The organism is Algoriphagus sp. CAU 1675 (assembly GCF_029222925.1).
In the GTDB taxonomy this organism is placed as follows: Bacteria; Bacteroidota; Bacteroidia; order Cytophagales; family Cyclobacteriaceae; genus Algoriphagus.
On the sequence record NZ_JARHUI010000001.1, the window covers coordinates 127,229 to 146,593 of the forward strand.

The 19,365-nt window shown below is 42.8% G+C and carries 16 protein-coding genes; 11 read left to right on the forward strand and 5 right to left on the reverse strand.

Annotation, left to right across the window (positions count from 1 at the left end; translation table 11 throughout):
• Positions 1-1,101 carry a VWA domain-containing protein gene (locus P2G54_RS00575; RefSeq protein WP_275868423.1) on the reverse strand — a complete coding sequence of 367 codons (1,101 nt, stop codon included), beginning with the start codon at positions 1,099-1,101 and terminating at the stop codon, positions 1-3.
• A gap of 61 nt (positions 1,102-1,162) precedes the next feature.
• On the opposite strand from P2G54_RS00575, the gene P2G54_RS00580 reads away from it, so the two are divergent.
• From P2G54_RS00580 to queG, 4 genes are all read left to right on the forward strand, one after another.
• Complete coding sequence (locus P2G54_RS00580) at positions 1,163-1,369, forward strand: hypothetical protein (protein ID WP_275867151.1); 207 nt, start codon at positions 1,163-1,165, stop codon at positions 1,367-1,369.
• A gap of 388 nt (positions 1,370-1,757) precedes the next feature.
• Positions 1,758-3,224: a hypothetical protein gene (locus P2G54_RS00585; RefSeq protein WP_275867153.1), complete on the forward strand. Its 1,467-nt coding sequence runs from the start codon at positions 1,758-1,760 to the stop codon at positions 3,222-3,224.
• Positions 3,225-3,357: 133 nt separating this feature from the next.
• Complete coding sequence (locus P2G54_RS00590; protein ID WP_275867155.1) at positions 3,358-6,693, forward strand: T9SS type A sorting domain-containing protein; 3,336 nt, start codon at positions 3,358-3,360, stop codon at positions 6,691-6,693.
• Positions 6,694-6,826: 133 nt separating this feature from the next.
• Positions 6,827-7,774, forward strand: coding sequence for a tRNA epoxyqueuosine(34) reductase QueG (gene queG, locus P2G54_RS00595; protein WP_275867157.1), 948 nt, complete (start codon positions 6,827-6,829; stop codon positions 7,772-7,774).
• Between the two features lie 3 nt (positions 7,775-7,777).
• Here the strand turns inward: queG and nadC are convergent, their stop codons facing one another.
• Both nadC and P2G54_RS00605 read right to left on the reverse strand, forming a co-directional pair.
• Positions 7,778-8,635 carry a carboxylating nicotinate-nucleotide diphosphorylase gene (nadC, locus tag P2G54_RS00600; RefSeq protein WP_275867158.1) on the reverse strand — a complete coding sequence of 286 codons (858 nt, stop codon included), beginning with the start codon at positions 8,633-8,635 and terminating at the stop codon, positions 7,778-7,780.
• Between the two features lie 52 nt (positions 8,636-8,687).
• On the reverse strand, positions 8,688-9,083 hold the full coding sequence (locus P2G54_RS00605) for a DUF4783 domain-containing protein (RefSeq protein ID WP_275867160.1): 396 nt from the start codon (positions 9,081-9,083) through the stop codon (positions 8,688-8,690).
• A gap of 137 nt (positions 9,084-9,220) precedes the next feature.
• Here P2G54_RS00605 and gpmI point away from each other — a divergent pair, with 137 nt between their 5' ends.
• Both gpmI and P2G54_RS00615 read left to right on the forward strand, forming a co-directional pair.
• Positions 9,221-10,744 (forward strand): 2,3-bisphosphoglycerate-independent phosphoglycerate mutase, encoded by a 1,524-nt coding sequence (gpmI, locus tag P2G54_RS00610; RefSeq protein ID WP_275867161.1) that lies wholly within the window; start codon positions 9,221-9,223, stop codon positions 10,742-10,744.
• Positions 10,744-11,313 (forward strand): hypothetical protein, encoded by a 570-nt coding sequence (locus P2G54_RS00615; protein WP_275867163.1) that lies wholly within the window; start codon positions 10,744-10,746, stop codon positions 11,311-11,313. Before gpmI ends, P2G54_RS00615 begins: the two co-directional genes overlap by 1 nt.
• A 47-nt stretch (positions 11,314-11,360) precedes the next feature.
• Here the strand turns inward: P2G54_RS00615 and P2G54_RS00620 are convergent, their stop codons facing one another.
• Complete coding sequence (locus P2G54_RS00620; protein WP_275867164.1) at positions 11,361-13,040, reverse strand: amidase; 1,680 nt, start codon at positions 13,038-13,040, stop codon at positions 11,361-11,363.
• Between the two features lie 72 nt (positions 13,041-13,112).
• Between P2G54_RS00620 and P2G54_RS00625 the strand changes: the two genes are divergently transcribed.
• Positions 13,113-13,547, forward strand: a complete 435-nt coding sequence (locus tag P2G54_RS00625; protein ID WP_275867166.1) for a hypothetical protein — start codon at positions 13,113-13,115, stop codon at positions 13,545-13,547.
• Between the two features lie 94 nt (positions 13,548-13,641).
• On the opposite strand, the gene P2G54_RS00630 is transcribed toward P2G54_RS00625, so the two are convergent.
• Entirely contained in the window at positions 13,642-13,956 is a 315-nt protein-coding gene (locus P2G54_RS00630; protein WP_275867167.1) for a hypothetical protein, read from the reverse strand.
• Positions 13,957-14,101: 145 nt separating this feature from the next.
• On the opposite strand from P2G54_RS00630, the gene polA reads away from it, so the two are divergent.
• From polA to P2G54_RS00650, 4 genes are all read left to right on the forward strand, one after another.
• Positions 14,102-16,927, forward strand: coding sequence for a DNA polymerase I (gene polA / locus P2G54_RS00635; protein WP_275867169.1), 2,826 nt, complete (start codon positions 14,102-14,104; stop codon positions 16,925-16,927).
• A gap of 36 nt (positions 16,928-16,963) precedes the next feature.
• Entirely contained in the window at positions 16,964-18,337 is a 1,374-nt protein-coding gene (radA, locus tag P2G54_RS00640; protein ID WP_275867170.1) for a DNA repair protein RadA, read from the forward strand.
• A 122-nt stretch (positions 18,338-18,459) separates the two neighbouring features.
• Positions 18,460-18,828, forward strand: a complete 369-nt coding sequence (locus tag P2G54_RS00645) for a DUF2200 domain-containing protein (protein ID WP_275867172.1) — start codon at positions 18,460-18,462, stop codon at positions 18,826-18,828.
• A 107-nt stretch (positions 18,829-18,935) separates the two neighbouring features.
• Positions 18,936-19,358, forward strand: coding sequence for a hypothetical protein (locus P2G54_RS00650; protein WP_275867173.1), 423 nt, complete (start codon positions 18,936-18,938; stop codon positions 19,356-19,358).
• The last annotated feature ends 7 nt before the right edge of the window (positions 19,359-19,365 follow it).

Genomic DNA, 19,365 nt, shown 5'->3' on the forward strand with positions numbered 1-19,365 from the left:
TCAAAAGCGTTTCGTACGGTTTCTTCTGTAATCTTCGAAAATCAGGTCCCCAAGTCCTTTCAGGCTACTATAGTAAGCATTGCCGTTGTTGACTTTGGTAAACTCCTTGACAAATTCCTTCAGATAGGGGTCAGAAGCAATCATAAAGGTGGTTACCGGGATTTTCAGTTTTCGGCATTGAGCGGCCAATTTGAGGGTTTCACTCAGAATTTTGCTGTCTATGCCAAAGGCATTTTTATAGTATTTGATCCCAACTTTCAGACAGGTAGGCTTTCCATCAGTGATCATAAATATCTGCTTGTTTGGATTTTTCCTTCTGCGCAGGAGGTCCATGGCCAATTCCAATCCTGCTACCGTATTGGTATGATAGGGTCCAACTTGGAGATAAGGCAAATCCTTGATTTCGATTTGCCAGGCATCATTTCCAAAAACGATTATGTCCAAGGTATCTTTAGGATATCTCGTTTTGATCAGTTCGGCCAAGGCCATGGCAACCTTTTTGGCTGGAGTGATTCGATCCTCTCCATACAAAATCATGGAGTGGGAAATATCGATCATCAACACCGTGGAAGTCTGGGAACGGAATTCCTTTTCGTGGATTTCCAGATCATTTTCCGTCAGGAGGTAATCGCCCGAAAAACCATGATTGATTTGGGCATTTCGAAGTGAGTCTGTCAGGGCAATCTGATCCAGGTTATCGCCAAATTCATAGGCCCGACGGTCGGTGCCCCGCTCTTCTCCCTGACCTGAATGGGTGGTCTTATGCTGACCTGATTTTCCCCGCTTCAGTTTTCCGAAAATCTCTTCCAAGGCGCTCTTTCGGATGCTTTGCTCGGCTTTTCCGGTGATTTTGAATTCTCCTTTTTGGTTTTCCTCAGTCAGATAACCTTTGGTTTTCAGGTCCTCAATGAAATCGCCAATTCCATAATTGGGGTTAGTGAGATTATATCGTTTATCCAGATTGCTTAACCAACTCAATGCCTCGGCAACATCCCCACCGGACATGGTTACCAACTGCAAAAATATATTGAGCAGGTTCTCAAAGGTGTTTTTCTCAGGGTCCTGAGTTGGTATATACTGGGAAAATCGGAATCCTTTCATATGGGAAACAACAAGAGAAGGGGCTTTGGAGTTTAATAGATAGGACAATTTCAGAAAAAAGATGAAGAACTATCACCTAGCAGTGGGAATTGTGACGGGGGTTTTGATTGTTTTCGTCACGCTGATTCAGTTGGAAGTAGCCCTAGTTTTGATATGGCTTATTTTTATTTCGGGGCCTGTACTGATTTTTTGGATGGTCTGGGCTGTGCTGAAGGCCCCTGTAGAAATCAAGGACAGCTTTGATAAAAAGTGGTATCAAAACCATTGATTATTCCCATATACATTGAAATGAGTTTGATCTAAAATTTCCAGGAAAAGTATATATTTAACTCAACTGGAATCCATTAAAATCAATAAGCCTCAATTTTTCGATGCGTCTGAAATTTCTATTGAAAGCTTTTTTTGTCATTGTTTTATGGATAGGTTTTCAATCAAGTATTGTAAGAGCCCAATCAACAGCAATACTTTATGATGATTGGGCAGAAAAATTTCAGGAGCTGACATCAGAACAAAATTTTACAGATGAATCCTTATTCCGCAATTTATCTAGTCTCGATTCCCTAGAAGTGAACCGTTTTTTATTAGAAACTGAAAAGCAAATCCGTTCCGAATACCCTAATGCTTTAGCAAAATTCCTTTTTTTCAAAGTCCAATTTATGTTGGCGAAAAATCCCCATTTGGATTTCAATACGATTTTAGGCCTATTAAACGATATGTTATTGGCTGCTTATGAATCCCAAGACGAATTACTTATAGGACAAACTTACCGGAATTTTGCCTTTATAATGGTCCATTTTCAGCGGTACGACTTTGCTGCACCTTATGCCTTGGGAGGTGTGCAATTAGTAGAAAAAATAAAACCAAAACTCATTCAACCCTTTGATTATCTTATGCTGGGAGGGTTGCTTTTCGAGGCTAGAAATTATGAAGAAGCGATCTTCTATGCCAAAAAGGGTCTCACAGGCACAGAGAGTAAAGAATCAAAGGATCACATTATTTTCAATACCATTGGGCAGAGTTTTGAGCGGCTGAATCAATTGGACTCTGCAAAATCCTATTATAATCTGGTAGACAGCATCTGCGATCTAAATGGCCACCGACTGTGGAAATATATTAATCTCCAAAACATAGGAGAAATCCAATTTAAAGAAAAAAACATACCTGCGGCTAAGGAATCTTTTAGGTCTGTGTATAAAAATGGCATCGATGAAGTTTCTGAAATAGCTGCAAAATCTTTGGTTTGGTTGGCAAAAATCCAGCTTCAGGAGAATAATCTAGACAGTGCCTTAAGTAGCTTGGATGAGGCGGAATTCATTTTAAAAAATTTTTCGGACAGAAGACTGCAAACTGAGTATTTTCTGGAAGACTCCTATTTCACCAAATTAGTAGCATTTGAAAAACTGGGCCTTTCGGATAGCTCCTCTTTTTACTTTAGAAAGTATCTATCTCTTCATGACTCACTTGCGCATTTGGCATCATTGGCTGATTTGTCTGTCGTCCAGACGCGAATTGATCATGCGGAGAAGACCTACAACCTAGGTTTATTAAAGGTTGAAAAATATAAAGCCGAGCAAAGGCGAAATGCCATTATTGTAGCCATCTTAGTTTTTTCTGCAATTGGTTTCACCTACTTCAATTGGCAAAAAAAGAGGCTCCAATACAAGAATAAGATTACAACTTTAGAAAAAGAAGCTAAAGAATCGGAAATCAAAACCGTAAAAAATCAACTCAAAAGCTTCACCAATCAGCTTTTAGAAAAGGCTAAGCTTTTGGAAGAGTTGGAAAATGAATTGGATTCTAAAAACGAGGCGGAGTTACACTCTGAATACTTGGCAAAACTAAATTCATCCCGGATTCTAACTGATAAAGACTGGAGCGAATTCAAATTGTTGTTTGAAAAAGTATATCCAGGATTTTTTACTTCCATCAAGGAAAAATTCCCAACAATCACTCCTGCAGAGATGCGCATATCCGCTCTCATTCGATTACAATTTTCCGCCAAAGAAATGGCAGATATCCTTGGGGTCTCAGTAGACAGCGCTCACAAAACCCGACAAAGACTCCGTCAAAGAATGGAGCTTTCTTCTGACACCAATCTAGAAGAGTTTATATCAAATTTTTAAAATCCCTTTTCTGTGCATCAGGAAGGTTGTTTTGAAAAAGGAATGACAAGATTGTCCACTTTTTGTCCAGTCCCAAACTGATCATGTAATTCCTTCAATTCTCAAATTTAGGGTTCAACTAAAGCCCATATCTATGAGAAAATTTTACTTACTTTTCTTGATACCATTTTTTCTTTTGCACGGAAAAAATGTTCATGCACAAGCTGCTTTTGCAACACCCAATGCCGGAGATTTGATGGATGCATTGACCAAATTACTAAATGATCCTTCATTAACTGCCAAAGTTGATACTCTTGATTTAAGCCTAAACGGGATAGACGGGTCATCATACGATCTTTCCGTAATCCCTTCAAATGGGTTTCCGAGTAAAGTAAAAGTTACCGAAATCCCCTCGGATCCAGAAAATGTTCTTTTGGAAATAACGATAGATGGCGAAACCCAAACCCCGACGATGACTAGGACTTTTGGGGAATTTAAATTGGAAATTGTCCCATGGACGGGGACCTTGATTTTTGTTTACAATTGCGATGTAACTGCAACTTTTACTCAGGAGCAAGGGCAATACTATTGGGAGGATAAAGATGGGGACGGTTACATTCTAGAAAGTAATCCCATATTCGGATGCACAAGGCCTCCAGGATTCATTTCGGAGGAAGAAATATTGGGCCTCGATTGCGATGACAGCACAAGCTCTATTACCACCCAATGCTGTCCCCCGATTGAAAGCATCAATTACAATAACCCTGAGATCCAACTAATAGACGGTCAGGCCACTTGGACTATAGAAGGCTGTAGCTTGGGCTATTTGGAGTTGGTTACTGGATTGGGCTATTACACGGAATATGTTCCGAAACCCATTAGCATTTCTGATTTTGAGGAATTGGTAGGTACTATCGAAGGGGTTGACGGATGTTTAACGTCTGCAGGATATAAAGATGAACTGGTGCCCAATTCTAATGGATATTTAGAGGTCCATAGAACGTTTAGCTTACGAAATAGATATTATGGCAGAGGAGTCCCAAATACCCAATTGAAGTTGGTTATCATTATAAAAGATACCACTGCCCCATTTCCAGAATATGAAAGACTTCCTGATTTGGAAGCAGAATGCAGCTTTACACTTTCCGGAAATCCTCCCAGAGCATTTGATTGCGGTGTTGTCAATGGAGTTTTAACATCTGGACAGACTGAATTTACTAAACAGGGGATCTATACCTTGATTTGGACTTATTCAGATGGAAGAGGAAACCAAACCACTCAAGAACAAAAAGTAATAATTAATGATACCAGTAAGCCTGTTCCACATATACAAACTCTTCCTGATTTGGAAGGAGAATGCTCGGTACAGGTAGGCAATATTCCAACAGCTACAGATGCTTGCGAAGGAATAATCATTGGTGAAACTACAGATCCTCTTTTCTATGCTGAGCAAGGAGAATACTCAATTACTTGGGTGTTCGATGATGGAAATGGCAACCAAACCACTCAAGAACAAAAAGTAATCATCAAGGATAACTCCGCACCTGTTCCAGATTCGCAATCTCTTCCTGATCTGGAAGGAGAGTGCGAGGTGCAGGTACACGATTTTCCAACAGCGACAGATGCTTGCGAAGGAATAATCATTGGTGAAACTACTGATGACCTTTACTACACTGAACAGGGAGAACGCACGATTACTTGGGTATTCTATGATGGAAATGGCAACCAAACCACTCAAGAACAAAAAGTAATTATCAAGGATACTACCGCTCCTGTACCTGATCTGGAAACGCTACCTGATTTGACCGGGGAATGTTCTGTAGAAATCACAACCAAACCAACTGCTACTGATAACTGTGAGGGTCGAATAGAGGGATATGCCGATTCAATGATCTTTAGTAAGCAAGGTGAATTTACTGTCACATGGTCCTTCGATGATGGAAACGGAAACGTTTCTACTCAATATCAAAAAGTAATCATCAAGGATGTAACTCCTCCTGTGTTGTCACTTAAACCAATAGGAGTACGCCTCGATGATACAGGTAATGCCAGCATTTCAATGGATGATATTGATAATGGTACCAGTGACAATTGTTCCTCCTTTGAATACTTGGTATTTGAAATTTCACAGACTGAATTCAATTGTACAGATTTGGGTGAAGTTACTATTGAAGTTAAAGCAACAGACTCGGAAGGAAATACAAGTGAACCTTCATCTGTAATTATCACCATCCTTGAACCTCTTAATCCTTTGAATACGGTGATTGAATCTACTGTTTCAAAGAATGCCAATGACAATGTGGTGATTTTCTCAAATGCTCCTGCTTCTTTGGGACTGCCAAGTCAAACAACTTTGACCGCCGGAAACATACCTGGTACTTATACTGGTCTTTCTTTCAAATGGTATGTTGATTTGAATGAATCCGGTGACTTTGAATTAATTGATGGAGAAAACAACTCAACCTTAGAAGTGATTTCTTCTGGTGACTTTGTAGGGGTTTACAAAGTAGTGGTGACCAGTGATTCTGGCTGTGTCGCTGAGGATCAGATCAAAATTGTTTCTGTAGAAGCATCCTGTGATAAAGGAGGTGATAACAAAGTTCAGGTTTGTCACATTATCGGAGGCGATTGGAACAAACGAAAAACCATCTGTGTGAATGCAAATGCTGTGGATGCATTACTGGCAAACAGTCCTGGTTCATTCTTGGGAAGTTGCAGTGTCACCTACAGAGTGGAAAAAGAACCAGAGTTGATAGTCGTTCCTTGGAATTTTTCAATTCAGAAGATTGAGGAAAAAATCAATGAACAGGCATTGACTTGGTTTGCTCAGAAAAAACTGAAACTCAACATCTCATCAGCAGGTTTCGACCCTATCAAATCCGGAGTTTATGAATTTGAGGTGGATCTTGATGGATCTGAAGGATTCATTTTGGATGAACCGGTGAAAGTTCAAGTTCAAGTCTTGGAAAAGGACGCACCAATAGCAATAGAACTAAGCAAGACATCTGTTTCAAATCAATTGCAACATGGTGATGTGGTAGCAGAATTGAGAACGATCGATCCAGTTGACAATATCCATACGTATAGTATCGATTCGAATCCAAACTTTGCTATTCAGGGAAACAAACTCCTTTGGATTGGATCAGGTATACCTCCAGTTCATATGGAAATCAACATTTCCAGTATGGATAGAGCCGGTCAAACTATCAGTAAAAACATAAATCTCTATCGAGAAATCTTACCAAACGACTTTTTGGTATACCCTAATCCAGCGAAAAATGAAACGAATGTAGTGGTCCAACTTGAAGGAAGTTCATCAGTAAGCATTTTGCTTTTTGATGCATCAGGCAAGGTGATTTTCAATGAGACCGTTGTACATGAAGAGACTTTTGAGCAAAGGATCAATTTGGAGGGATTAGCACCGGGAATCTTCTATGTTCAGGTCAAGGTCGGCTACCTAGTCATGACCAAAAGGCTGATTAAAATGTAGAATTTTAATTCCCTGGATTTTTAAAAGGTATAGCCGTTCGATCAACATTGAACGGCTATTTTTTTTAATCCTGACAGAGAATTCCAATCCAGAGATTAATTTTTCAGGAAGTTTAGTCTCTTATCTTTACTTCATGAATTCCGCCGAAAAACATGCCCAAACCCTCAAAGCTATCGCTCAGCGTTTGGGCTTTGACTTCTGTGGAATTGCCAAGGCGGAATTTTTGGAAGACGAAGCTCCCCGATTGGAAAACTGGCTCCATCGGAACTACCAAGGTGAGATGGGCTATCTCGCCAATCATTTTGACAAGCGACTGGATCCTACCCTCCTCGTTCCCGGAGCAAAGACGGTCGTTTCCCTGATTTATAATTATTACCCCGAAAAAAAGCTTCCCGAAGACCCCAACTCCATCAAATTGGCCAAATATGCCTATGGAGAGGATTATCATTTTGTGATCAAGGAAAAGCTCAAAACCTTTTTGGAAATGCTGCGAGAGGAGATAGGCGAAATTGATGGTCGTGCCTTTGTAGACTCAGCCCCTGTGATGGAGCGGCAATGGGCTCAAAAAGCCGGACTTGGATGGCTAGGGAAAAACAGCCTGCTACTGAACCGCAAAATGGGAAGCTTCTTCTTTTTGGCAGAGCTGATTATCGATTTGGAAGCAGAACCTGACGCTCCCTTAACCAAAGACTTCTGTGGTACCTGCACTGCCTGTATCGATGCCTGTCCTACGGAGGCTATAGTACAACCGGGTGTTGTGGATGGAAGCCGCTGTATTTCCTATTTAACCATAGAGCTGAAAGATTCCATTCCTTCGGAATTTGCAGGGAAAATGGAGAATTGGGCTTTTGGATGTGATATTTGCCAGGACGTCTGCCCCTGGAACCGCTTTTCAAAACCCAACCGGGAGCAGGCCTTTCAACCCCATCCGGAATTGGCTGAATTTACCAACCGAGACTGGGAGGAAATGACTGAAGAGACCTTCCGAAAAGTCTTTAAAAAATCCGCACTAAAGAGAACCAAGTACTCCGGACTCCGCAGAAACCTCGAGTTTTTGAAACTTGGAAAACCAGAAAAATAGAATTTAGAAAGCCTTCAAGCTGATATCCATGCTTTTGACCGAATGGGTCAGGGCGCCCATGGAAATATAATCGACTCCACACTCTGCTACATCCACCAAAGTTTCCTCGGTAATCCCTCCTGAAGCTTCGGTTAGGTACCGGTCACCAATGAGATTGACGGCAGTTCGCATGGTCTCATAGTCCATATTGTCCAACATGATAAAATCCACGCCGCCAACTGCCATAACTTCTTCAACTTCTTTGAGATTTCGGGTTTCAATCTCAATCTTTAGATTCAGATTGTTGGTTTCCAAATAGGCTTTGGTCCGTTCGATCGCTGCACGGATTCCTCCTGCAAAATCCACATGATTGTCCTTCAACATGATCATATCATACAGAGCAAATCGGTGATTGGCTCCCCCTCCCAGATGTACAGCCCATTTTTCCATTAGGCGGAAATTAGGGGTAGTCTTCCGAGTATCCATCAGCCTTGCTTTGGTATGAAGGATTTGTTGGGTAAGGCGATGGGTAAGGGTGGCAATGCCACTCATTCTCTGCATACAATTGAGCACCAAACGCTCAGAAGAAAGGATAGATGCTGCTGGCCCGCTGACAATCAAACCTATATCCCCGTGTTTTACCTCAGCCCCGTCTTCAATCAACACCTCCACTTCCAGAGTTGGGTCGAAGGACTTAAAAACAAGAGTCGCCATATCTACCCCAGCTAGGATTCCCTCGTCCTTGATTAGGAGTCTGGCCTTTCCTGTTTTTCCCTCAGGAATGGAGGCAAGAGAAGAATAATCTCCCGGACCTATATCTTCCGCAAAAGCTGATTTGATAAACGTATCCAGGGCTTCTTCTGTAAGGTATGCAGGTCTCATGCCGCAAAAATAGGGATAAAGAAGGGATTAGCGGCTTTTTAAAAAAAATACCTCAGACTTTGACAAAGCCCAGGCTGTAGACTTTAGGTCTATTGTCCTGCTGATTTACTTTGATAAAGACCCGATAGGCAAATTGGCCACTTTGATAATCCCCAATGTAGGAACTCAAACTGGGATTATTTTCATCCCTAAAAACCAAGCTGAAGCCCATAGGAGGATTTTTCTTGAAAAAATCCCTCAGGATAATCTCTGCCTGATTCCGTGAAAAATCTCCCGTCTGCCCGTTGATATTCAGAAAAATGCTGGAATCAAAATAGCCGGCCAACTCATTGACCGAACCAGCGTCTATTGCAGACACTACCGGATCTATTGAAATTGGGATCTTTGATTCTCTGAGCGGAATAGCCAGCCAAAGCAGGATAGACAATATTAAATGATAAGGCAGCATAATGCCTTCTTTTGGCAAATACTACGCCAAAAAGAATCTTTTTAACTCAATTTTGGGTTTTATTCCCGAATCCGGATTCCGCACCTATGATGATTAGAATCAGGAAAGTTTGGAATGAAAAGTAATATATTTACGCCATGGAAAAGAAAGTACTTTTGATGATTTTGGATGGTTGGGGCCTCTCAACTGATCCCGCTGTTTCAGCAATTGACAAAGCAAAAACTCCATTCGTGGATAGTCTATATGTAAAATACCCTCATGCAACTCTGGAAGCGTCAGGCTTGGCAGTAGGATTGCCGGAAGGTCAGATGGGCAATTCCGAAGTAGGACATATGAATATAGGTGCAGGAAGAGTAGTCTATCAGGATTTGGTAAAAATCAACCAAGCCGTCAAAAATGGAGAACTCAATAACCATCCTGTTTTAAAAGAGGCTTTTGCCAAAGCAAAGGCAGAAAATAAAAAAGCCCATTTCATTGGTTTGGTTTCAGATGGGGGCGTTCACGCCCATATCAACCACCTAAAGGGACTTTGTGACGCAGCCAAGTTCAATGACATGGAAAATGTATTTATCCATGCCTTTACCGATGGACGTGACACCGACCCTAAAGGAGGTATTCATTATTTGGAAGATCTTCAAAACCACCTGAAAAACTCCGTTGGGCAGATTGCCTCTGTAGTGGGAAGATATTACGCCATGGACCGGGACAACAGATGGGAAAGAGTCAAATTGGCTTATGATGCCATGGTCCATGGAGAGGGAGAAAAGTCCAAGGACATCCTAGCCGCTATCAAAAAGTCCTATGCCAACAACGTCACCGATGAATTTATCAGACCGATCATCCATGTTGGCGCCGACAATCAACCTTTGGCTACCATTGAGGAGGGAGATCTTGTGATTTGTTTCAACTTCAGAACAGACCGAGGCCGTGAAATCACTCAAGTGCTTACACAGCGTGATTTTGAAGATTACAACATGAAAAAACTGAATCTGGAATACATCACCTTTACCAATTACGATGATACATTCCAGAATGTGAAGGTCCTTTTCGAAAAAGACAACCTCAACAATACCATAGGAGAGGTCCTGGAAAAGGCTGGAAAAAAACAGATCCGAATTGCCGAAACTGAAAAGTATCCACACGTGACTTTCTTTTTCTCTGGGGGAAGAGAAAAGGAATTCGAAGGCGAAAGCAGAATCCTTTGCCCTTCACCAAAAGTCGCTACCTACGATCTGAAACCGGAAATGAGTGCCTTTGAAATCGCCTCAAAAATTACCCCTGAACTGAAAAAGAAAAGCGCTGATTTCATCTGCCTCAACTTTGCGAATGCAGATATGGTTGGGCATACAGGAGATTTTGATGCAGCCATAAAAGCCTGTGAAGCGGTAGACAAAGCAGCAGAAAAAGTGACCGCAGCTGCCCTTGAAAACGGATATACCGTAATGGTGATCGCCGACCACGGCAACAGTGACCTGATGATCAATGAAGACGGAAGCCCAAATACGGCCCATACTACCAACTTGGTTCCATTAATCATGGTGGATAATCAGGAACAGATCAAAGTGAAAGACGGAAAACTGGGAGACTTGGCACCGACTATCCTGAAATTGATGGGTGTGGAAATCCCAGCAGAAATGACAGGGGACATCTTGCTAGCCTAATGAAAATCAAAGCATACCACCTACTTTTCTTCAGTATCCTTGTAGTCTGGACATCTTGCAGTACCCCTTCGGAAAATTCCAATGGGAAAATGGAAGTATTGCCCTACTATGACCTGAAGGGATTTATTGAACAGGAAGTAGACAAATTCGATACGGCTCAAGTAGTTATTTTATCCCGGATCAATCAAGAGGAGAACCAATCTACTGTCACGCTAGGCAGGACAGAATTATTGGAAGAACTGGACGTATTTTTGCGGGCAGATATCAACAAGCCTTCGTTGGTCAATTCTTATACTACAGAAGTGGTACGGGACTTTCTGATCCATCAATCAAAACCTAAGGAAAAAACCAAGGTAAAGGAAATCAAAGTCCGAATTATAAATGACAGGCCTGTTTGGATCACTTTCAAAATGGCCGAGGAAAACATGTTTTATACCTCATACACCATTGGGGAACTTTACATGAACAGCCAAACTGACCGAATTGATCATTACTCCATAGAAACCAGTCAAAAGATTTGGTTTCTGAAAGCAAACAACATGAAAATAAGCGGTGTGATCAAAAACTAAAAAGCTGCCCCAGGTCAGTTCTGGGGCAGCTTTTTTTGAATAAATCATTATCGATTGAACAGGGGTGGCCTTTTTGTCTGCCAATCGGAATTGTCCTGAATCAATTGCCCAAGCATTACCAATTTTTCCTCATCAAAGAGATTTGCCAATAAAGTTATTGAAGTAGGACTTCCACTATCATTAAATCCATTTGGTAGGCAGAGAGCAGGATGCCCTGTCAAATTGGTGATCTGTAATTGCTGCCCTGCGAAAGAAGGGGTCACAATCACATCATAATCCTTCATCAATTCATGCATTTCCTGGATCAGGAGACTTCTTTGTCTACTGAGATTGACGTATTCTACGGCAGGTATAAAACGTGCTGCACGGAACAGGTTCGGCCAGGCATTTCTATGCTGGGCCACCAACTGATCATCCCATCCTAGTCTGGTCAGTTCATCAAATGCCGCGGCTCCCTCCACCATCAACATCATGACAATTGGCCCCGCTTGTACGGAAGTTTTCAATTCCAATGGCTGCAATTCTATCCCTTGACTTTCCAGTAATTCCAGTACTTTTTTGTCATTTTCAAGATTGGGTCTGTCTCCTTCAAAAAATGGCTTGAAGTAACCAACCTTTAGTTTCTTTGGGTCATTCTTCGCAGAAAAGTTAAAACTGGCCTGAATAGAACTTGCGTCTTTTGCATCTTCCCCGTTGATGACAGAAAGCACGATTCCGTTGTCCAAGGCAGATCTCGAGATAGGGCCAATTTTGTCCATTGACCAGCTAAGGGCCATAGCCCCGTGCTTGCTCACTCTTCCATAGGTAGGGCGTAGGCCCGTGACACCATTTCGGGTTGATGGGGAGACAATAGAGCCCAGCGTCTCGGTACCAATTGCAAAAGGAACCAAACCGGCACTCACCGCTGAAGCTGATCCGGCAGAAGAACCACTGGATCCCTGCTCCAAATTCCATGGATTTTTGGTCACACCTCCATACCATACATCCCCCATGGCAAGGGATCCCAAGGTAAATTTACCTACCAGAACTCCACCCGCATCATTGAGCTTTTGGACGACTGTTGCCGTTTCATCAATCATCTGGTCCTTATAAGGCATGGCCCCCCAGGTGGTCTTGGTTTCTTTTACCGCCAACAAATCCTTGATTCCATAGGGGATTCCGTGGAGAGGCCCCCTATATTTTCCAGAAGCCAACTCCGCGTCCATGCTCCGTGCCTTTTCCAATGCAGAATCCTCCATCAAGGTAATTAGACATTGCAAAGTGTCGGAATATGTCTTGATCCTATCCAAATAAATCCGGGTCAGGCGTTCACTGGAGATTTGCCGGTTTTTGATCAAGACTGCCAATTGATGCACGGGCATGTAGGCGATATCGGAATCTTTTTCGGGCAAGGATATCTTCTCATCCAATCCCCAAATGATAGGGTGTTGCTCCTGGCTTGGGGAATATCCTGTGGGCAGGGGATTGAAGACTAAGGCTGGCGCCACCGAGTTATCCAGCTTTATTTTTCTGGAGTTTTCGATATTATTGAGCTGATTCTTCAGCGTATTGATCATGCTGTCTTTTTCGGCAGGGGTAAAGGACAAGCCGATCAAATCCGAAGCACCTTCAATGGACTGTGGGGTGATTTCTCCAGCCAACCTGCCAAAGGTAAAGCCTAATATCAGGCAGGATGCAGCTCCCAGTCCGATAAAAGCAGCATATCTTAATCTGTTTTTTCTTTCCATAGCTTAGTTTTGTATTATGCAAAAACATGAAGCCCTAAGGTGTTCATAAAGCAGAATAAAATCAAACCACCCATGGATCAAAAACCCACCTTTCCCGTATTTCCCATGCACTTCAGAGGCATCCTCCTTTTGGCAGGGATGTATACGATAGCTTGGTCAGCCTTCTTCAAATGGTTTGGCCCTGCCCTTTTGACTTGGCTGGCAATTGACAACGGTGTGATGGATAATCTTCCCGCTTCATATTATGGTTCCTTTGGACTCGTTGTAGGACTGCTTATTTTCATCAGCGCCTTTTACCCGGTCACTTGGGTCTACCTCATCATGGCGGGAATTACCGGAAAAATAATTTTGGCAATTTGGTTTAGCCTGGGGTTTCTTCCAGAACTGGGATGGAACAAGCGAACAGGATTCCATTTAATTTTCAATGAAATCCTCTGGCTGGTTCCTCTTTGTCCTGTCTTCCTTAGGGCTCTCCAGGTCAAACAGTATCTCAAAAGCCATGAATAAACCTCTTCGTTTTTTTGAATATAAATCCACTTCCGGCTTCCCTCAATTCGAAACAGAAGCGGATGGACAAAAAAATTGAAGGGGAATAGAATTCTTATAGGATAATAATCAGCAAAAGAATGATGATGATTGCCCCGGTGGAAATAAAAATCCCCCCACCATGTCTTTCTCTATATCTTTGCTGCATTTCCTTTAATTCCTCTTTGAGCTCCTTTCTTTCAACCTTGTCAAGGGAAGAAAAATCCATCGCACGGATTTCGGAAATTCTAGCCTCTATAGCGGCTATTTCTTCCAATTCGGCTTCCGTCAACTCCACTTTTTCCTTCTTCTCGGAATCTTTAAGCTTTTCAGCTGGGTAGGCAAGTGATACAGTCATCATCAATCCTGCCATTAGGATTAGTTTTTTCATGATTTGGAATTTTTCTTTCTCCCTAATTTATCAATTCCTGACTGAATTATTCCTAAGTTTTGGTAAAAGACATTGCCTTCCTTCCAAGGGTAATTTTGTACCTTAGACCGATATTTAGTCTGCTTTTTCATCGAAAAATCAAACAATGGCTCAAACACAACCGCATAAATTATTCCTGCTCGACGCAATGGCTCTCATCTACAGAGCCCATTTCGCATTCAGTAAAAATCCCCGCATCAACTCCAAAGGACTCAATACCGGGGTAATGCTGGGCTTTACCAACACTTTGTTGGAAATACTCGAAAAGGAAAAACCAAGTCATATTGCCGTGGCATTCGACACCAAAGCGCCAACCTTCCGTCATGAGCAATACGAGCCATACAAAGCCAACAGACAAGATCAACCGGAAGATATCACGGTGGGTACTCCCTGGGTGAAAGAAATTGTAAAGGCATTCCGTATTCCTGTGCTGGAAATGGACGGATTCGAAGCAGATGATATTATAGGAACCATTGCCAAAAAAGCTGAAAAGGAACACTATACTGTCTACATGATGACCCCGGACAAGGACTACGGACAGATTGTGGATGATCATATTTTCTTGTACAAACCTGCCTTCATGGGAAATGGGGTGGATGTTATGGGCCCTAAGGAAGTGTGCAAAAAATGGGGCATAGAGCATGTGGACCAAGTCCGGGATATCCTTGGGCTAATGGGCGATGCTGTGGACAACATTCCGGGAATTCCTGGAATAGGTGAAAAAACCGCGGTAAAACTTCTCAAGGAATTCGGCAGCATAGAAAACCTGCTAAAAAACACAGATAAACTCAAAGGCAAGCAGAAAGAAAACGTCGAAAACTTCGCCGAGCAGGGTTTGCTTTCCAAAGAACTGGCCACCATCAAAATCGATGTGCCTGTGGACTTTGTAGAGGAAGACTTGAGGTATGAAGGTTTTGACGAGGAAAAATTGAGAGCTCTATTTACTGAACTTGAATTCCGTACCCTTTCCAAAAGGATTTTCAAAGAACCCGGGAAAAAAGCAGCGATCAGCAAACCAGAGCAAATGGATCTTTTCGGTGCTCCTGCTCCTCCAAGCAAAGTGGCTCATGAAAAGATAGAATTTGAAGAGGAAACCGTCAATCCAGAGCCAGTAATGCTCGAAACCATCTCCGGCAACCTCCACCAATATCACAAGGTGAAAGGAAAGGATGCAGTGAGCGAACTCGTGGAATTCCTACTCCTGCAAAAAGCCATCTGCTTCGATACGGAGACCACGTCCCTGGATGCCATGCAAGCCGAACTCGTAGGTTTGTCTTTTGCCTACATCAGTGGGGAAGCCTACTACATCCCTGTGCCGGAAGATCAAAAGGAAACTCAAAAAATTCTTGAGCTCCTTCGCCCGGTCTTCGAAAACGAGAAAATCCTGAAAATCGGGCAGAATGTGAAATATGACATGCTCGTCCTGAAAAATTACGGGATTGAAGTCAAAGGCAAACTCTACGATACCATGCTGGCCCATTACCTGATCGAACCGGAAGGAAAGCACAACATGGATTGGCTGGCCCAGCAATATTTGAATTACAAACCGGTCTCTATCGAATCTCTGATCGGAAAAAAAGGAAAAAATCAGGGAAACATGCGGGATGTGGATGAGGACGAAGTGACCGCCTATGCATCTGAAGATGCTGATATCACCCTGAGGCTGAAGGAAAAATTTGATCCAATTCTAGAGAAAAACGAGTTGGAAAAACTCTTCAATGAAGTAGAAAACCCCCTGATCCGGGTCCTATGCGACATGGAGTTCGAAGGGGTAAAAATTGATACAGAAAGTCTAGGCGAGCTTTCCGGTTTACTGGAAAAGGAAAGCCAGGAAATAGAAAAACGAGTATATGAGCTCGCTGGAGTACGATTCAACCTAGCTTCTCCGAAGCAACTTGGGGATGTGCTCTTCGAAAAGCTCAAATTGGACCCCAAGGCCAAAAAGACCAAAACCGGACAATACGCCACCGGAGAGGAAATTCTCAGCAAATTGGCCAACGAACATGAGATCGCCCAAGCCATCTTGGACTACAGACAAATGGTCAAACTGAAATCCACCTATGTGGATGCACTACCCACCATGATCAATCCCAAAACCGGCCACATTCACACTACTTACAACCAGTTTGTAGCGGCTACGGGAAGGCTCTCTTCTGTCAATCCTAACCTACAAAATATCCCCATCCGTACCGACCGTGGGAAAGAAATCCGAAAGGCCTTTGTGCCAAGGGACAAGCACCATGTCCTGCTTTCTGCGGATTATTCCCAAATCGAACTCCGAATCATGGCTGCATTCTCGGGAGATGAATCCATGATAGAAGCCTTTAAAAAAGGCAGGGATATCCATGCCACTACCGCAGCAAAAATTTTTCAGGTACCCTTGGAAGAAGTCACATCCGACATGCGTCGGAAAGCCAAAACGGCCAATTTTGGGATCATCTACGGCATTTCAGCATTTGGCCTTTCTCAGCGACTGTCCATTCCCAGAACCGAAGCCAAGGAAATCATCGATGCTTATTTCAAAGAGTTTCCGGCTGTCAAAGAATACATGGACGGCGCCATTGAAAAGGCCCGAAAAAATGAATATGTAGAAACCATTCTTGGACGAAGACGCTACCTCCGGGATATCAACAGCCGTAACCAGACCATGCGGGGATTTGCAGAACGAAACGCCATCAATGCCCCTATTCAAGGTTCTGCTGCCGACCTGATCAAAGTGGCCATGATCCATGTATACGAATGGATGAAAAATGAAAAGCTCAAGTCAAAAATGATCCTGCAGGTACACGATGAATTGGTGTTCGATGCACATAAGGATGAGGTGGATCTTCTGAAAAAACACATTCCCAAACTCATGGCCAACGCCATTCCTCTGGCAGTGCCATTAGAGGTAGAAGTTGGGGCAGGAAATGACTGGTTGGAGGCACATTAATAATCAAGTGTTAACTCTCACAATTCAGGAATTCCTATGGCTAAAATCAAAACCTCTTTCTTCTGTCAAAACTGTGGAGCCCAAAGCCCAAAATGGCTTGGAAAATGCCCCGCCTGTGGGGAATGGAACACCTATGTAGAAGAAATCATCCAAAAGGAAGAAAGTGGAAAAGGGAGTTGGAAGCCTCAGGGCTCTTCAAGCAAAAAAGCCAGCAGTCCCAAAAAAATAGCTGAAGTCAAGTATGAGGAACAGGCCCGATGGATCACCGGAGATCCTGAACTGGACCGAGTGCTGGGCGGGGGCATCGTTCCGGGCTCCCTGGTTTTGATTGGGGGCGAGCCTGGAATCGGCAAATCCACCCTCATGCTTCAAATCGCCCTGACCTTAAAAGGAAGGACCATTTTGTATGTTTCTGGAGAGGAAAGTGAAGCCCAAATCAAAATGCGGGCAGATCGAATGGAAGCCCAAAATCCGGATTGCTATGTACTCTCCGAAACCAACACCCAACAGATTTTTCAGCAAATCGAAATCCTCAAGCCGGATTTCCTGATCATTGACTCGATCCAAACACTCAACAGCCAATATGTAGAATCCGCCGCTGGCTCAGTTTCCCAAGTTCGGGAATGCACTGCCGAACTCATGAAGTTTGCCAAGGAAACGGGCACTCCGGTTTTTCTAATAGGACATATTACCAAGGACGGATCCATTGCCGGCCCCAAAGTTTTGGAGCACATGGTGGATACCGTACTTCAATTCGAGGGAGACCGACATCTTACTTACAGGATTTTAAGAACTTCCAAAAACCGCTTTGGCTCTACCCATGAACTGGGAATCTATGAAATGAGAGCCGAAGGACTCCGTTCTGTAGCCAACCCATCTGAAATCCTGCTTACCCAGCGTGAAGAAGTGCTCAATGGGGTAGCCATAGGGGCTATGATGGAAGGAAACCGGCCCTTGCTGATCGAAATCCAATCCTTAGTAAGTCCAGCAACTTACGGAACACCCCAAAGAAGCAGTACAGGACACGATGCCAAGCGTTTAAACATGCTTCTGGCCGTATTGGAAAAACGAGGAGGCATGCGGGTAGGCAATCAGGATGTTTTTTTGAATGTTGCTGGTGGCCTCCGGGTAGATGACCCGGCCTTGGACTTAGCTGTTTGTGCCAGTTTGATCTCCAGCTATGAGGACAGCCCTGTTTCGGAACATATTTGCTTTGCAGGAGAAGTCGGGTTGGGAGGAGAAATCCGGGCGGTTTCACGGATAGAAAACCGGATTGCCGAGGCAGAAAAACTGGGATTTCAGAAAATCGTGGTTTCAAAATATGCCGTCAAGGGACTTGATTTCAAAAAATTCAAAATCCAAATCATTCCAGTCAGCAAATTGGAGGAAATGTATCAGTTGATATTTTGAAAAGAGATGGGAAGGGGCTTTTTCTAATTTAAGAAGCTTAAGATTTAAAAATCCACACAGCATTGAAGAAGGATAAGATTTTGAAGGGATTCCTAAATAAACCAAATGAAAACCCCTGAACTATGGCAACCTCAGCTGAGCATGATGCACGTATAGCTAAAATGACTTTCGCATCGGTCTACCCTCATTATCTGGCTAAGGCGGAGAAAAAAGGGAGAACAAAAGAAGAACTGGATCGGGTAATAGAATGGCTAGCGGGTTTTGATACAAAAGAAATCCAGAAACTGATAGAGGAAAAGGTAACTTTTGAAACCTTCTTTGAGAGAGCAAAATTGAACCCCAGCGCCCAACAAATTACCGGAGTGATTTGCGGGTATAGGATAGAAGAAATTCAAACTCCATTAACCAAACAAGTTCGGTATTTGGACAAGTTGGTAGACGAATTGGCAAAGGGCTCCAAAAAATATCGTTCGATTTGGGAGAAGGAATGAAAATAACAGATTGGCTAGCTGAAAAACCTGAATTTGAAGATTGCAAAACGTATCTTGGATAATGGTTAGTGGAAGAAAATATCCTGTCCGGCTAGCCACAAAGTCCAATGAATGAAAATGACATCAGGCTTTCCTTTAGAAACCGAAAAATAGTCGGGATTACCATTATTTCCCTGATTGCTTTACTCCATATTTTTGGTTTGGGAAGAAAGCTGAATGGCAATCTAAGCACCCTTTACCTAAGCTATGGCTCAGATCTGATCATGCCATTTGGAATCTATTTTCTACTTTGTATCAGTCAAATTCATATTACAATACTGGAAAAATGGTATGTGAAAGCTGCTCTGATTTTCGGATTGACCACAGGATTGGAAATTTTACAGTTTTTTGGAATATATGCACTAGGAGCAACATTTGACCCGATGGATATTCTTGTATATGCCTTGGGAGTAGGGATTGCCGTAGTGGTTGACAGATTCATATTTGATCGTTTAATTCCCTATTGGAGCATCTCAGACTCCAAACATTAACCCACTG

Bases quoted from the DNA above. Each gene is read 5' to 3' on its own strand.
- P2G54_RS00575 (WP_275868423.1), bottom strand. From the start codon at position 1,101: ATGAAAGGATTCCGATTTTCCCAGTATATACCAACTCAGGACCCTGAG.
- P2G54_RS00580 (WP_275867151.1), top strand. From the start codon at position 1,163: ATGAAGAACTATCACCTAGCAGTGGGAATTGTGACGGGGGTTTTGATT.
- P2G54_RS00585 (WP_275867153.1), top strand. From the start codon at position 1,758: ATGTTGGCGAAAAATCCCCATTTGGATTTCAATACGATTTTAGGCCTA.
- P2G54_RS00590 (WP_275867155.1), top strand. From the start codon at position 3,358: ATGAGAAAATTTTACTTACTTTTCTTGATACCATTTTTTCTTTTGCAC.
- queG (WP_275867157.1), top strand. From the start codon at position 6,827: ATGAATTCCGCCGAAAAACATGCCCAAACCCTCAAAGCTATCGCTCAG.
- nadC (WP_275867158.1), bottom strand. From the start codon at position 8,635: ATGAGACCTGCATACCTTACAGAAGAAGCCCTGGATACGTTTATCAAA.
- P2G54_RS00605 (WP_275867160.1), bottom strand. From the start codon at position 9,083: ATGCTGCCTTATCATTTAATATTGTCTATCCTGCTTTGGCTGGCTATT.
- gpmI (WP_275867161.1), top strand. From the start codon at position 9,221: ATGGAAAAGAAAGTACTTTTGATGATTTTGGATGGTTGGGGCCTCTCA.
- P2G54_RS00615 (WP_275867163.1), top strand. From the start codon at position 10,744: ATGAAAATCAAAGCATACCACCTACTTTTCTTCAGTATCCTTGTAGTC.
- P2G54_RS00620 (WP_275867164.1), bottom strand. From the start codon at position 13,040: ATGGAAAGAAAAAACAGATTAAGATATGCTGCTTTTATCGGACTGGGA.
- P2G54_RS00625 (WP_275867166.1), top strand. From the start codon at position 13,113: ATGGATCAAAAACCCACCTTTCCCGTATTTCCCATGCACTTCAGAGGC.
- P2G54_RS00630 (WP_275867167.1), bottom strand. From the start codon at position 13,956: ATGAAAAAACTAATCCTAATGGCAGGATTGATGATGACTGTATCACTT.
- polA (WP_275867169.1), top strand. From the start codon at position 14,102: ATGGCTCAAACACAACCGCATAAATTATTCCTGCTCGACGCAATGGCT.
- radA (WP_275867170.1), top strand. From the start codon at position 16,964: ATGGCTAAAATCAAAACCTCTTTCTTCTGTCAAAACTGTGGAGCCCAA.
- P2G54_RS00645 (WP_275867172.1), top strand. From the start codon at position 18,460: ATGGCAACCTCAGCTGAGCATGATGCACGTATAGCTAAAATGACTTTC.
- P2G54_RS00650 (WP_275867173.1), top strand. From the start codon at position 18,936: ATGAATGAAAATGACATCAGGCTTTCCTTTAGAAACCGAAAAATAGTC.